The organism is Pyrococcus yayanosii CH1 (genome assembly GCF_000215995.1).
Classification (GTDB): Archaea; Methanobacteriota_B; Thermococci; order Thermococcales; family Thermococcaceae; genus Pyrococcus; species Pyrococcus yayanosii.
Genome location: NC_015680.1, coordinates 1,062,931 through 1,076,576, shown reverse-complemented (window position 1 = coordinate 1,076,576; position 13,646 = coordinate 1,062,931). Strand labels below are relative to the sequence as shown.

The 13,646-nt window shown below is 50.1% G+C and carries 13 protein-coding genes; 9 read left to right on the top strand and 4 right to left on the bottom strand.

The genetic code is table 11. The features are described from left to right. The first annotated feature begins 79 nt into the window (after positions 1 to 79). The gene (locus PYCH_RS05980) at positions 80 to 1,081 is read left to right on the top strand and encodes a DUF7343 domain-containing protein (RefSeq protein ID WP_013905953.1); all 1,002 of its coding nucleotides are present in this window, start codon (positions 80 to 82) and stop codon (positions 1,079 to 1,081) included. Here PYCH_RS05980 and PYCH_RS05975 read toward each other — a convergent pair. Continuing rightward, a complete protein-coding gene (locus tag PYCH_RS05975; RefSeq protein ID WP_013905952.1) occupies positions 1,076 to 1,933 on the bottom strand; it encodes a DMT family transporter in 858 nt (285 codons plus the stop codon). The two genes, PYCH_RS05980 and PYCH_RS05975, sit on opposite strands and share 6 nt — an antisense overlap. A gap of 105 nt (positions 1,934 to 2,038) precedes the next feature. Between PYCH_RS05975 and minD the strand changes: the two genes are divergently transcribed. Next, positions 2,039 to 2,776 carry a cell division ATPase MinD gene (gene minD, locus PYCH_RS05970; RefSeq protein WP_013905951.1) on the top strand — a complete coding sequence of 246 codons (738 nt, stop codon included), beginning with the start codon at positions 2,039 to 2,041 and terminating at the stop codon, positions 2,774 to 2,776. Between the two features lie 14 nt (positions 2,777 to 2,790). Continuing rightward, on the top strand, positions 2,791 to 3,537 hold the full coding sequence (locus tag PYCH_RS05965) for an ATP/GTP-binding protein (RefSeq protein WP_013905950.1): 747 nt from the start codon (positions 2,791 to 2,793) through the stop codon (positions 3,535 to 3,537). On the opposite strand, the gene trm5b is transcribed toward PYCH_RS05965, so the two are convergent. Both trm5b and PYCH_RS05955 read right to left on the bottom strand, forming a co-directional pair. Continuing rightward, a complete protein-coding gene (trm5b, locus tag PYCH_RS05960; protein ID WP_013905949.1) occupies positions 3,510 to 4,526 on the bottom strand; it encodes a tRNA (guanine(37)-N1)-methyltransferase Trm5b in 1,017 nt (338 codons plus the stop codon). The two genes, PYCH_RS05965 and trm5b, sit on opposite strands and share 28 nt — an antisense overlap. A gap of 25 nt (positions 4,527 to 4,551) precedes the next feature. Continuing rightward, positions 4,552 to 5,415, bottom strand: coding sequence for a prenyltransferase/squalene oxidase repeat-containing protein (locus PYCH_RS05955; RefSeq protein WP_013905948.1), 864 nt, complete (start codon positions 5,413 to 5,415; stop codon positions 4,552 to 4,554). A 126-nt stretch (positions 5,416 to 5,541) separates the two neighbouring features. Here PYCH_RS05955 and PYCH_RS05950 point away from each other — a divergent pair, with 126 nt between their 5' ends. Genes PYCH_RS05950 through PYCH_RS05935 form a run of 4 tightly spaced genes read left to right on the top strand, consistent with a single transcriptional unit; the run spans position 5,542 to position 10,219 of the window. Then, positions 5,542 to 6,762, top strand: coding sequence for a BMP family lipoprotein (locus PYCH_RS05950; RefSeq protein WP_013905947.1), 1,221 nt, complete (start codon positions 5,542 to 5,544; stop codon positions 6,760 to 6,762). A 52-nt stretch (positions 6,763 to 6,814) separates the two neighbouring features. Further along, positions 6,815 to 8,311, top strand: coding sequence for an ABC transporter ATP-binding protein (locus tag PYCH_RS05945; protein ID WP_013905946.1), 1,497 nt, complete (start codon positions 6,815 to 6,817; stop codon positions 8,309 to 8,311). Then, complete coding sequence (locus PYCH_RS05940) at positions 8,304 to 9,314, top strand: ABC transporter permease (RefSeq protein ID WP_013905945.1); 1,011 nt, start codon at positions 8,304 to 8,306, stop codon at positions 9,312 to 9,314. Before PYCH_RS05945 ends, PYCH_RS05940 begins: the two co-directional genes overlap by 8 nt. Continuing rightward, a complete protein-coding gene (locus tag PYCH_RS05935; protein WP_013905944.1) occupies positions 9,311 to 10,219 on the top strand; it encodes an ABC transporter permease in 909 nt (302 codons plus the stop codon). Before PYCH_RS05940 ends, PYCH_RS05935 begins: the two co-directional genes overlap by 4 nt. Here the strand turns inward: PYCH_RS05935 and PYCH_RS05930 are convergent. Continuing rightward, the gene (locus PYCH_RS05930; protein ID WP_013905943.1) at positions 10,209 to 11,204 is read right to left on the bottom strand and encodes an MDR/zinc-dependent alcohol dehydrogenase-like family protein; all 996 of its coding nucleotides are present in this window, start codon (positions 11,202 to 11,204) and stop codon (positions 10,209 to 10,211) included. The genes PYCH_RS05935 and PYCH_RS05930 overlap by 11 nt on opposite strands. Positions 11,205 to 11,290: 86 nt before the next feature. On the opposite strand from PYCH_RS05930, the gene PYCH_RS05925 reads away from it, so the two are divergent. Both PYCH_RS05925 and PYCH_RS05920 read left to right on the top strand, forming a co-directional pair. Beyond that, positions 11,291 to 13,060 carry a ribosome biogenesis/translation initiation ATPase RLI gene (locus PYCH_RS05925; RefSeq protein ID WP_013905942.1) on the top strand — a complete coding sequence of 590 codons (1,770 nt, stop codon included), beginning with the start codon at positions 11,291 to 11,293 and terminating at the stop codon, positions 13,058 to 13,060. Positions 13,061 to 13,110: 50 nt separating this feature from the next. After that, a complete protein-coding gene (locus tag PYCH_RS05920; RefSeq protein ID WP_013905941.1) occupies positions 13,111 to 13,494 on the top strand; it encodes a RidA family protein in 384 nt (127 codons plus the stop codon). Positions 13,495 to 13,646: the final 152 nt, after the last annotated feature.

The window sequence follows — 13,646 nt, the reverse complement described above, 5'->3', positions numbered from 1 at the left end:
GGGAGTGGTGGACTTAAAAGGTTTGCCCTTGGGTCAAGATTTTTAAGAGACGCCCCTGAGTTAAATCAGGTGAAAACGGGTGAGATGGAAAAGATACCTCTCCATAATCCTGTTGGTGCTTACGTTTCTCATCCCCTTTGCAACCCCCTTCACTGAACCAACGTATGATCTTATAATTGTCCGAAACGATAACCTGATAGATTACATAACTGTTCTTCCCTATTCTTACCTAATAAAGGCCCCGATATTGCCCGTGAACCCCGATGGCCTCGACCCGATTACTAAGGCCCAGCTTTACTCCTACGTTCAGCTAAGGAGAACTAACGTTCTCATAGTTGGGAATGCCCAAGCTATAAGCCTAGAAATTGAGAGGGAGCTAGAGAATATGGGCTTTACCGTAACCAGAATAGGAGGTGTTGACAGGACGGAAACTGCCGAGAAGCTCGCCGTCCATTTCTATCCTCAGGGTAGCGAGACGGTCGTCCTCGCGAGTGCCCTCGACTACGGTTCAACGCTCGCAGCTGCTAAGTTGGCGATGGAGTATCGACTCCCCCTTCTTCTAACCTGGGAGGATCGCCTGTCTCCGAGCGCGCTTAGAGGGCTCGAAGAACTCAACGCGAGGATGGTGATACTAGTCGGATTCGGCCTAAACAAGACCATTGAAGATACCCTCAGAAACCTCGGATACACGACCTATTGGATAGGGGAGAACATAGCTCCTCCACCCATAGAAACGCCCAAGCCTCCGGAGGAAAACCCCTATAAGTACACCTTTATCGGAGCCATAGGCGCTCTCCTTGTGGCAGTTCCGATAGTTCTTTACTTAGCCAGGAGGAAGTGGGGATCGAGCAAGGTTCCCCTAGAAATCCTCAGCGAGAAGGAAATAGCCGTTATCAGGGCTATAGTTGAGAATGGCGGGACAATAAAGCAGGAAGACCTTCCCGAGCTCGTCGGCTATTCGAGACCCACTGTGAGCAGGATAATTCAAGAGCTAGAGAGAAAGGGGCTCGTGGAGAGGGAGAAGGTCGGGAAGACATTCATAGTCAGGCTCGTAAAGGAGGTTGACCTCAAAGGCTCATGACGTTATCAGGACTATTCCAATCACGACAAGTATTAGGCCAATGAGTATCTTCTTATTGGGAGGTTCTCCAAGGAATCCCACCGCGAGGGTCGTGGACACTATGGGGTTTATCGCCGTGACAGGAGTCGCAATTTGAGAGCCGACAAGAGCGACCGATTTTACGAAGGTGTATTGGGCAATGACAAGGCCCAAGAGACCGGCAGGTCCCACAACGGAGAGCTCCCTCTTTGAGAAGCCCTTTATTTCGTCTATATATCTCCACGAGACGAGTGTGAGACCGAGGGCGGCGTAGATCATTCTAAGTCCTGCCAAGGTGAGGGGGCTCATCCTGTTAGAGAGCCAGTCCATTAAGGTTATGGCAAGGCTCCAGGAGATGGGAGTTAACAGGGCATAGAGAAAGCCTTTCGGGTCGGCATGCTCCTCGACCTCTGCCTTCCGCACTATCCAGAGGGCGGCCACTATTAGAATGGCTCCCACCACCACGTTCAACGTGATGGTCCTGCCCAAGAAAAGATGAACCCAAAGTATCGTCCAGAGTGGGTATGTGGACGTTATTGGAACGACCCTCGACACGCCAAGCCTCTTGAGTGCGGAAAAGTAGAAGTAATCCCCTATGACGAAGCCGAACTGAGCGGAGATGAAGGCGATAACGTGATTGCAAAAAGGCAAGGAGGCTATCTCTCCGTAGCTTCCGTTTAGGTAGAAGATTATCAAGTAGGTGAGGGCGGCAACGTAGAGCCTCACGAGGTTCGCGGAAACGGGGCTCTTCTTCCTGAGTCCAACCTTTATAAGGACGGAGGAAATTCCCCACGCGAATGCTGAGATAAGCGCGAGGAGAATCCCGAGGATCATGATGGGGCATCCTCCGCTCAGCTTAAAAACTTAACGATTCGATGACTAGCTCAATGAAAGCCCAAAGGTTATAAACTTCGCCGACGATTTTCGCCGGGAGAGGCTATGGGGCGGATAATCTCGATAGTATCGGGAAAGGGGGGCACTGGAAAGACTACGCTCACTGCAAACCTCTCAGTTGCTCTCGGTAGCCTTGGAAAAAGTGTCCTTGCCGTAGATGGTGACCTAACCATGGCGAACCTAAGCCTCGTTCTTGGAGTTGATGACGCTGAGGTGACCCTTCACGATGTTCTCGCGGGTGAGGCGGACGTTAAGGACGCAATCTACATCACCCAGTTCGAGAATGTTCACCTGCTCCCCGGAGCCGTTGACTGGGAACACGTATTAAAGGCTGACCCCCGAAAGCTCCCTGAGACAATAAAGAGCCTTAAGGACGACTTCGACTTCATTTTAATTGACTGCCCGGCGGGCCTCCAGCTTGATGCTATGAGCGCAATGTTGAGTGGTGAGGAAGCTATCCTCGTGACAAACCCCGAAATATCTTGCCTGACGGATACCATGAAGGTTGGAATCGTCCTTAAAAAGGCTGGCCTTGCGATTCTTGGTTTCGTCCTGAACCGCTATGGGAGGACGGAGAGAGACATACCCCCGGAGGCCGCCGAGGAAGTTATGGAGGTTCCTCTCCTCGCCGTAATACCCGAGGACCCTGCCATCAGGGAGGGAACCCTTGAGGGCATCCCCGCTGTCAAATATAAGCCTGAATCGGAAGGTGCAAAGGCCTTCATGAAGCTTGCCGAGGAGGTCCTAAGGCTTGCCGGCATAAAGGCAAGGGTCATGTATTAGGAGGGGAGCTCCTCATGATATTAACCTTCGTAGGCACCGCGGGTAGCGGTAAGACGGCCCTCACATATTCTTTCGGCAAATACTTGGAGGAAAGCTATTCGGTTGCCTACGTGAACCTCGATACTGGGGCGAAGAAGCTTCCCTATAGGCCAGATGTTGATGTGAGAGAAACAGTAACCGTCGAAGAGCTAATGGCGGAGGGCTACGGGCCCAACGGAGCCATAGTGGAGAGCTACGACAGGCTCATGGCAAAGTTCGACGAGTATCTGGGGGCGATATTAGAGCTTGAAGGAGAACACGATTACGTCCTTATAGACACGCCCGGCCAAATGGAGGCCTTTCTTTTCCACGAGTTTGGCGTCAGGCTGATGGAGAACCTGCCATCCCCTCTCACGGTTTACCTCTCGGACCCGGAGATTTTGAGAAGGCCACATGACTACTGCTTCGTCCGCTTCTTCGCCCTTCTCCTAGATCTGAGGCTCGGAACGACGACGGTCCCGGCCCTGAACAAGGTTGATCTGCTGGATGAGGAGGAGCTCGAGATGCACAAGCGGTACTTCGATGACATGGAGTATCTCAAGACGAGATTAAGGCTGGACACTTCAATGCAGGGTCTCTTAGCTTTCAGGCTTTGTTCTTTCCTCTCAGAAGTTTCTCCACCCGTTAGGTTCATCTACCTCTCAGCTAAGACGGGAGAGGGGTTCGAGGACCTCAACACTCTAGCTTACGAGCATTACTGCACCTGCGGTGACCTTACGTAAACGCGGAAGTCTATTGCCACATTGTACTGTCTTGGGGCGTAGTTCCTTATCCTTCTCCTGTCCAGGAACTCCACCTCTAGGCCGAGTTCCTCCGCGACATCCCTTATGGCTTCCTCATGCTTCCCGAACAGGTCTTCCTCGGGCGAAAATCCGTAGTAGTGGATGACACCGCCGTCCCTCACGCTGAGCATGGCTTCCTTCAGGAAGGCCCGCGCATGGCCGGGCAGGTTCATTATCACCCTGTCGGCCTTTATCTGCCCAGCGACCTTCCTGACATCCCCGAGTACCGGCACGACATTGGGAATCTTGTTTAGCCGCTTGTTTTCATCGAGGTACTTCACGGCCCAGGGGTTTATATCACAGGCAAAGACGAGTTTGGCCTTCTTTGCCAGGAGAATCGAGAAGGGGCCGACCCCCGCGAACATATCAAAGACAACTTCCCCCGGCTGGGTTCTCTCGAAGATCCTTCTCCTCTCCGTGGCGAGGCGAGGCGAGAAGTAAACCTTGGCGATATCGAGCTTGAGCCTTATGCCATTCTCCCTGTGGATGGTTTCCGTCTTCTTCTCTCCGGCCAGATGAATCAGTGGCCTTACCCTGAACTCTCCTCCCACTTTCCCGCCCTTGGCGAACACGGCTCTTATATGACGGTGAACCTCCATTATGGCCCTTCCTATCTCCTTCCCGTAGGGAACGAGCTCCTCCGGGAGCTCTATGATGGCTATATCGCCCACTATATCGAAGGAGCTTGGGAGGGAGGGCCTCAGCTCCTTGGGAACCCTGACGACCTCCTGATAGCTGTGTGGCCTCCTCCTCACGGGCTCGAGCTCCACCTCAACGGTTTCGAATCCTTCGACGGGTTCAACCACAGGGATCAGCAGGTAATCGCCCTCACGTCCTATCCTGTAATCCCTGTTAAAGAGTCCTAACTCGATGAGCTTTCTTCTGACTTCCTCTCCCTTCTCCCTCGGCACCTTAACCGCCAGCGGCATCGTTCCCTCTTTGCCATTACGGCTTTTAAAGATGCCTGAGCAACACGTCCAAACTCGCCAATGCCCTGTAGGTGTTCTGGAAATTGGAGATGCCCAACTCGAGGCTCCTCCTGAAGCCACCGTTGGGGTTCTGAAGGGCTCTTATGAAGGCGATATGCCTTCTAATGCAGGTAGCCTTCTCTCTTTGGAGTTGAAGACCTCTGAGGGCGTAGAAGGTTGGTTCAAGGTACGGCGGTAAGGAATGTGGAACCTCGGTAAAGCCACCCCACTCTCCACATACCTCTACCCTCTTGAAGTGCCCGCTCTTTATCTTATAGCCGAGAGAGTGAAGCGTAAAGATGGCCTGGTATGTCATGGTTGTCGTTGGATGAGTCACACCAAAGGCATCGCCGATCCTGAAGCGCATCACGAAGGCCCTGATTTTTTCTCTCATCTCAGCGTTCATTTTATGGCCAATGGCCTTCATCGCTCTGATGGCCCAGTAAGTGGCTTCAAGGGGAGTGGCCGTTCCGAACTCCTCGCTTCCGCCAAGGCCAACCGCGAACTTATCTTCCAGCGGGTTGTACTTCTGAAACAGCAGGTCGAGCTTTTCCCTCGCTAAGTCCTTGGCATCTAGTACAATAAGCCCTTCAATAGCCATTGCGACGCCAACAACTGCGGTTTGCATCTGAGCCGAGCTATAGAGAAACTCTATGGTCCTTTCCCTTTCAGGAACTTCGAGGCCTAAGAGATCGTAGATTTTGATGGCGTAATAGGTATCGTTTATGTTCGTGTCGGCTAGTTGAGACACGAAGCAGTAGCCCCCATCTTCGTGCCTCCTCTCGGAGACGTATTTCAAAAGTGAGTCCACGTTGATGAATCTCTTGAACTCCTCAAGCTTCGAGCCCATACTATCGCCCCCAGGACGTAGAATAGGCGCCATCTTTGCAGGGGTTTAAATCCGTTTAGCCCACTAAGGTTTATAAGGTTTAAAAGTCCACTACTCCTGAGTTTCGGCCTTACGAGGTGGTGCTGAATGAGGAACAGGTCAGGACTTGCTCTGGCCGTTGCTATTTTGGTTATGATGGCCGTTGCCAGCGGGTGCATTCAGGGAGAAACATCCCCAACCGCAACTCCAGAAAAGAAAGTCAAAGTTGCCGTGCTTTTTGATGTCGGCGGGAGAGGTGACCTGAGTTTCAATGACATGGCATATTTGGGAGCTGAAAGGGCGAAGAAAGAGCTTGGCGTTGAAGTTGACTACATGACGCCAAAGTCAAACGAGGATATGGTGCCCTTGCTTAGACAGCTGAGCGAAAGCGGCGAGTACGACCTCTTGGTGCTGATAGGGTTCCTCTGGACGGGGCCACTTAACGAGGTCGCCGACGATTACCCAAACCAGAAGTTTGCTCTCATAGATTCAACAACTGGGAAGGTCCGCGAAAATGAAGTTGACATACTCTTCCGCGAGCAGGAAGTTGCCGCGCTAATGGGGGTTATAGCGTCTGGAATGGCTTATGAGCTGGGCGGGAATACGATTGGTGCGGTTGCCGGAATGGACATTCCTCCCCTCTGGAAGTTCCACATTGGTTACCTCTTCGGGGCCAAGTACTTCGAAAAGAAGACTGGAAAACCAGTAAAGGTGCTCTGGCAGTACACTGGAACCTTTACGGACACTCAAGTTGGCTACAACACGGCAATGCAACTGCTTCAGCAAGATGCAAAGGTTCTATATGGTCTGGCCGGTTTGACCCACGTGGGGATGTTCAACGCCATAATTGACTGGAATGAACAAGGAAAGGGCAAGGCCCTAGCCATGGGTCAGGATGCTAGCCAGGAATGGTACGCTCCAAAGTATATTCCAATAAGCGGTGCTAAGAGAGTTGACGTTGCAGTTTACAAGGCTATAGAGATGGTCGTCAAAGGAGAGTGGAAGGGCGGAATAGTGACATTAGGCTTGAAAGAGAATGGAGTCGGTTACTGGGATCTTGAGGGAGTCAGAGAATTTGCCCAGTTCGCATACGAGGCTGGAAAGCTCAAGGGAATGACGCCCGATGAAGTTGTTAACATCGTTAAGGAAACTCGTGAGGCTTACATAAAGCCCTATGTCTGGGACATAGTCAACGAGCTCGCGGAGAAAATAAAGAGCGGAGAAATAGTCTTCAAGACTCCAAAGACGCACGAAGAATACGAAAAGATAATTGAGGAACTTAACAAGGGTAACCTTGATGCGGCTTTAGAAAAGGGTTCTGTTTCATGACTCCCTAACATTTTTATTTTGCCCATTCATATCTGGGTTTGGTGTTCCTCTAATGCCGGCGGTTGAGATGAGGGACATTGTGAAGGTTTACCCAGATGGTGTTGTAGCATTAAAGGGCGTTAACTTTATCGTTGAAGAGGGAGAAATTCACGGTCTTCTGGGTGAAAATGGTGCAGGGAAATCAACATTAATGAGGATTCTCTACGGCGAGATAAAACCAACGAAAGGAACGATAAAGCTGTTTGGGAAGGAGGTAAAATTTCAGGGACCATGGGATGCCATAAGGCATGGAGTAGGCATGGTCTACCAGCACTTCACACTGGTTCCAAGCTTTACAGTACTGGAGAACCTTCATCTCGCGATGCTGTCGCTGAACCCAAAAATCACGGTTGAGGAAGTCGAAAAGCTTGCCAAGGAGAAGATGGAATACGTTGGCTTTAAAGTCCCACTTTACGAGCCTGTTGAAGAGCTACCAATCGGAATTCAACAGAGAGTTGAGATAATAAAGGTTCTTATGGGTAACGCCAAGGTGTTGATTCTAGATGAGCCGACGTCCGTTTTGACTCCAATCGAAGTTGAGGAGCTCTTCAGAACTCTTAAGGGTCTTAGAGAAAAAGGCATAACAATAATATTCATAACCCACAAGCTTAAGGAAGTAAAGGAGATAACCGACAGGGTAACGGTTCTTAGGAGGGGGGAAGTAGTTGGAACGGTGAAAACCGATGAAGTTTCGGAAAATGATCTTGCAAAGATGATGGTTCAAAGAGATGTTGTTATGAGCATTGAAAAGAAACCTGCAAAGCCGGGAAAAACCGTTCTGAAAGTTGAGGATTTGTGGGTTAAAGACGATAGGGGATTGGACGCCGTAAAGGGAATAACCCTGGAACTTAAGGAGGGTGAAATCTTGGGCATTGCTGGAGTCCAGGGAAATGGGCAGAGGGAGCTTGCGGAGGCTTTGGCAGGTATCAGGGCGTCCTACAAAGGTAGCATAAAGCTTCTTGACGTGGATGTTACCGGAATGCCTGCCATTGAAAGATATAAACTTGGCATAGCCTATGTTCCTGACTCAAGAAAAGTTGGCTTGGTTTATGATATGAATGTAACCGAAAACGTTATCTTGACGAATCTATGGGGTGTTACGTCATCGAAGAGGATTCTCTGGGAGAAGGCCAATACCATTGCCGAAGACGTTGTTAGGAGGTTTGATGTTGTCGTTTCTTCATTGAAGACACCTATAAAACACCTAAGTGGAGGCAATCAGCAGAAGGTCATGGTTGGCAGGGAGATAGTGAGGGAGCCAAAGGTTTTCATCGTTTCAGAACCAACTCAGGGCCTTGACATCGGGGCCACGGAATTCATAAGGAAAACACTTGTTGAGCTTAGAGATAAAGGAAAAGCTATCCTCCTGATATCAACGGACTTGGACGAGATCCTCCAGTTAAGCGACAGAATTGCTGTTATATACGAAGGCAAGATAATGGCCGTTGGAAAAAGGGAGAAATTCACGTTAGAAAAGCTAGGGCTCCTGATGGGTGGTGTAAATGCCTAACGGGGAACTGGTAGGAAAGGCATTTGAGATCGTGATGTCCTTGGCAATAGCATTTTCAGTTGGTGCCATTGTTTTGGTCATACTAGGCTATAACCCGATTGAGGTTTATGCAATCCTCTTCAAGTATGGCTACGGTAACGTTAAATACCTCATGAACAAAAGTACCCCTTTGATAATGACCGGTTTAGCTTTTGCAATACCGTCAATAGCGGGTGTGTTTAACATAGGTGGTGAAAGCCAGCTTTATGTTGGGGCATTTACAGCTTTGATGACCGCTTACTACACCAATAATCCCCTTTTGGCATTGATAGTGGGGGCACTCGCCGGGGCCTGCCTGGGATGGTTCATAGGGGCCTTGAGGGTGTATAGAGGGATTAACGAAGTAATTACGGCGATAATGGTCAACTGGGTATTTTTCTATGTGATAACATATCTGATTGCCGGAGTATTTTATAATCCTCAGAGACCTCATGAGTCAATTCCCGTTCCGGAAAATGCAAGGATAAAGCCAATAGGTGACCTCAGCGTTATATTCTCGATAGCAGTGATCGTTGCTTTGGCATATTACTATCTTCTATACTACACTGACCTTGGATACAGGCTGAGGGTTTCTGGTCTCTCCCCCTCTTCCGCCAGATACGCTGGATTTGATCCCTCCAAAGCTGTGCTAACGTCAATGCTCCTTGGAGGGGCTGCCGCTGGTCTTGGAGGTGCTCTCTTGGTCCTTGGAATTACCTACAACATAGATGACATGCTCTCTGCCGTTTATGGGCTTGGCTTTACTGGAATAGGTATAGGCCTTCTTGGAAGGAATCATCCAATTGGCATAATATTCTCTGCCCTCTTCCTGTCTGGACTCATAATAGGTGGTCAGTGGGTCGAGCTTAAAACGGGAGCTCCCCCCGAGCTTGCTGACACCTTGATGGGTGTTATCGTGATAGCATTGGCAATTCCCTACGTTTACAGGATGATATTCAGAAAGCTTGCGGAGGGAAGGCAATGATCGGAGACATTTTGAATATAATTTCAAACACCTTGATTTCGATGGTTCCGTTAACCTTGGCTGGGGTTGGCGAGATAATAACAGAGAAATCCGGCGTTGTTAACATTGGGCTTGAAGGAATATTCATACTTTCAGCGTTTACTTCGACGGTTGTGACATTCTATACTGGAAATCCATACCTGGGGCTTTTGGTCGGGGTTATCGTTGGTGTACTCTCCGGAATTTTACACGGATTAATAAGCGTATACCTTAAAGGAGACCAAATAATAGCGGGCGTTGGTTTCAACTCCTTCGCCTACGGAATAAGCTTATTGGCCCTGGTCTCACTCTGGCACAGCCATGGCTCTTCACCCTCGGTAAACAAAATACCGATGATAATAGTTGGCAGTCTGTCATTTTCGCCCCTTACGATAGTTGCATTTCTGGTTGGCTTTGCCGCATGGTGGTGGCTATACAAAACGCCGGGCGGATTAAGACTTAGGGCCTGTGGAGAAGATCCGAGGGCGGCCGAAGCTATGGGAGTCAACGTTTACAGAGTTAGGTTCTATGCAACCGTAGTAGGTTCGGCATTGACCGGCCTAGGAGGGGCTTACCTTGTTGTTGGTTGGATTGGGCAGTTCACGAAGTTCATATCCGCCGGAAGGGGCTTTATTGCACTGGCAAATGTTGCTTTTAGTAACTGGAACCCGTTGATGGCGATAGTTGGTGGTTTACTCTTCGGGTTCTTTGAGGCATTGTCAATTTACATTCCAATAAAATTGCAAGAAATGACTGGAAGGGTTTTCACGGCCGAGGCGAGCCTCTTTAGGACGATTCCTTACCTGGCAACACTGGTCGTTGTGGCGATAATAATGAAGAAGGTCAAAATGCCAAGAGCTTTAGGAAAGCCGTACATCAAGGAATGAGATGCACCTTTATCTGATCCCTTTCGAAACTTTTTTCAAATGCTTCTATACCTTTTTCGAGTTTATAAATAGATGTCACAAGGTTTTTAACGTTGATGAGCCTTTTCCTTAGCAGGTTTATTGCCTTTTCAAAGGGTCCGCACCTACTGCCAACGATTTTTACCTCCTTAACGACCATCAGCGTGTAATTGAACGATACATCGCTCCCATGCGTCGATTTTGCCGCAATTACACCCCTAGGCCTAACCAAGTTCAATGCCATTTCCAGACCTTTTGGACTGCCTGTGGCTTCAACAACGTAATCAAAGCCATGTCCCTCTGGGGTGTGTGTCTTCATAAAGTCTAAAGCCTCTTCAAAGGTCATTACCTCAGCCCCAAGCTTTTCGGCAATTCTCCTCTTTGGAGAGTCAGCCCTTGCAACGGCAACGACATTCGAGCCCAACAGATTAAGCAACTGAATTGATAATAGGCCCATTGTCCCTATTCCAACGACTGCCACATTCGATGATGGGTTTAGGGGATGCATTTCCAGCATCTCTATAACAGCTGCAAGAGGCTCAACAAACGCACCCTCCTCCCACGATAGGCCTTCAATAGAATGAATTAAATCGGCCCTAGTTAGCACGTATTCTGCCATCCCTCCGTCAATGCTTATCCCTATCGTCTGCCTGTATGGACAGTGTGAGGACATTCCATGTAAGCAATACCAGCATTTCCCGCAGTGAACGTTGATTTCTGTAGTTACCTTTTCTCCAACAAGGTGTTCGAGCTCTTTGTTGCCAACATCATTAACGATTCCCGCAATTTCATGTCCAGGGATAATGGGAAGCTTTTGAGGCATGTAGGTCCCTTTATAAAAAGCCTTGTCAGTGCCACAGATTCCCACGCGCTTTACCCTAATTTTTACCCAATTTCCTTTGGGGGTAGGCTCGTCAACATCTTCAAGCCTTAAATCTCCCGGCTTATGCAGGACAAGGACTTTCATGAGTTTTACTCTCCCGGGAATAGTATTAAACTTATCGGAGGAGTGGAATTTTTAAACCCTTCCCTTAAGGCTAAGCCGGTGGTGTTATGAGGATAGCGGTCATCGACTACGACAAGTGCAACCCTGACAAGTGCGGACACTTTCTATGTGAGAGGGTCTGCCCGGTCAATAGAATGGGCGGTGAGGCCATAGTTATATACGAGGAGAAGTACAGGCCGATAATCCAAGAGGCAAGCTGTACGGGCTGTGGAATATGCGTCCATAAGTGCCCATTCAACGCCATAAGCATAGTCAACCTGCCCGAGCAGCTTGAGGAGGACTGCGTCCACCGATATGGAATAAACGGCTTCGTCCTCTACCGACTTCCCGTTATCAAAGATGGTATGGTTGTTGGTATCTTGGGTCCGAACGGAACGGGTAAAACGACGGCCGTCAAGATACTCGCCGGCCAACTTATTCCTAACCTCTGTTGCGACAACAGCAGCTGGAATGCCGTCGTAAAAGCCTTCCGTGGAAGCGAGCTTCAGAACTACTTCGAGAGGCTGAAGAAGGGCGAGATACGGCCCGTCGTTAAACCTCAGTACGTTGATCTAATCCCTAAGGCCGTCAAAGGCAGGGTTGAGGATCTTCTCAAGAGGGCTGACGAGACAGGGGCCTTCGAGGAGGTAGTCAAGGAGCTTGAGCTCGAGAACATCCTTGGAAGAGAAATAGAGCACCTCTCAGGCGGCGAGCTTCAAAGGGTCGCGATAGCGGCCGCCCTCCTTAGGAACGCTCACTTCTACTTCTTCGATGAACCCTCGAGCTATCTCGACATAAGGCAGAGGCTCAAGGTGGCGAGGGCCATAAGGAAATTAGCGGACTCGGGAAAGGCTGTCCTCGTGGTGGAGCATGATTTGGCCGTCTTGGATTACCTTAGCGACATAATCCACGTTGTGTATGGTGAGCCGGGCGTCTATGGAATCTTCTCCCAACCAAAGGGCACTAGAAATGGCATAAACGAGTTCCTCCGCGGCTATCTTAAGGACGAGAACGTTCGCTTCAGACCCTACGAGATTCGCTTTACCAAGACGGGCGAGAGAATTGACGTTGAGAGGGAGACCCTCGTGGAATACCCAAGGCTTGTTAAGGACTACGGGGACTTCAGGCTCGAAGTTGAGCCTGGCGAAATAAGAAAGGGTGAGGTAATAGGCATAGTGGGTCCCAACGGCATTGGAAAGACGACCTTCGTCAAGATGCTCGCGGGCGTTGAGGAGCCCACCGAGGGTAAGGTCGAGTGGGACCTGACGGTGGCTTATAAGCCCCAGTACATAAAGGCTGATTATGAGGGAACAGTTTACGAGCTCCTAAGCAAGGTCGATGAGGCAAAGCTCAACAGCAACTTCTACAAGACCGAGCTCCTGAACCCGCTCCGCATCCCGGACCTCTACGACAGGGAAGTTAACGAGCTGTCCGGTGGCGAGCTTCAAAGGGTCGCGATAGCAGCCACGCTTCTAAGGGACGCGGACATATACCTCCTTGACGAGCCCTCGGCATACCTCGACGTCGAACAGCGCCTTGCCGTCGCCCGAGCCATAAGGCACCTCATGGAGAAGAACGAGAAGACGGCCCTCGTGGTCGAGCACGACGTCCTTATGATAGACTACATAAGCGACAGGCTCATGGTCTTCGAGGGCGAGCCCGGTCGCTATGGAAGAGCCCTCCCGCCGATGGGCATGAGAGAGGGCATGAACCGCTTCCTGGCGAGCGTTGGCATAACATTCAGGCGCGACCCTGAGACGGGAAGACCAAGGGCTAACAAAGAGGGCAGCGTCAAGGACAGGGAGCAGAAGGAGAAGGGCGAATACTATTATGTTTAGTCAGGGAATGCTTAATTACTTCTTCCTCCAAACTTTCTTGGGGAGGTTCCATGAAGGAGGTCATCTTCACTAAGAAAGCCCCAAAGCCGATAGGCCCCTACAGCCAAGCCGTGAAGGTAGGCAGCTTCCTCTTCATATCTGGCCAGATACCCATAGACCCCGAAACGGGGAAGCTCGTGAAGGGTGACATAAAGGCTCAAACGAGGCGCGTTTTGGAAAATATTAGAGCCATAGTGGAGGCTGCCGGGGGAAGCCTTGAGGATATCGTCAAGGTGACCGTGTATCTGAGGGACTTGGATGACTTCCAGGCAATGAATGAGGTTTACGCCGAGTTCTTTAGTTCATCGAAGCCGGCCAGGGCGGTCGTAGAGGTGTCGAGGCTCCCAAAAGATGTCGCCATCGAGGTTGAGGCGATAGCCTACCTCGGGAAATGAGGGCTCGGGAAGCCGTCCACTCATCACGTCTCAGTGTCGGAAGGCGTCGTCATCGCCCCTATGGTATATTAGAGGCGAGACTTTTGATGTTTTCTCTCCGGCTCTTTTACCGGCTGCTTGATGTGGAATTACATCTATCTGGCAAAACCGAA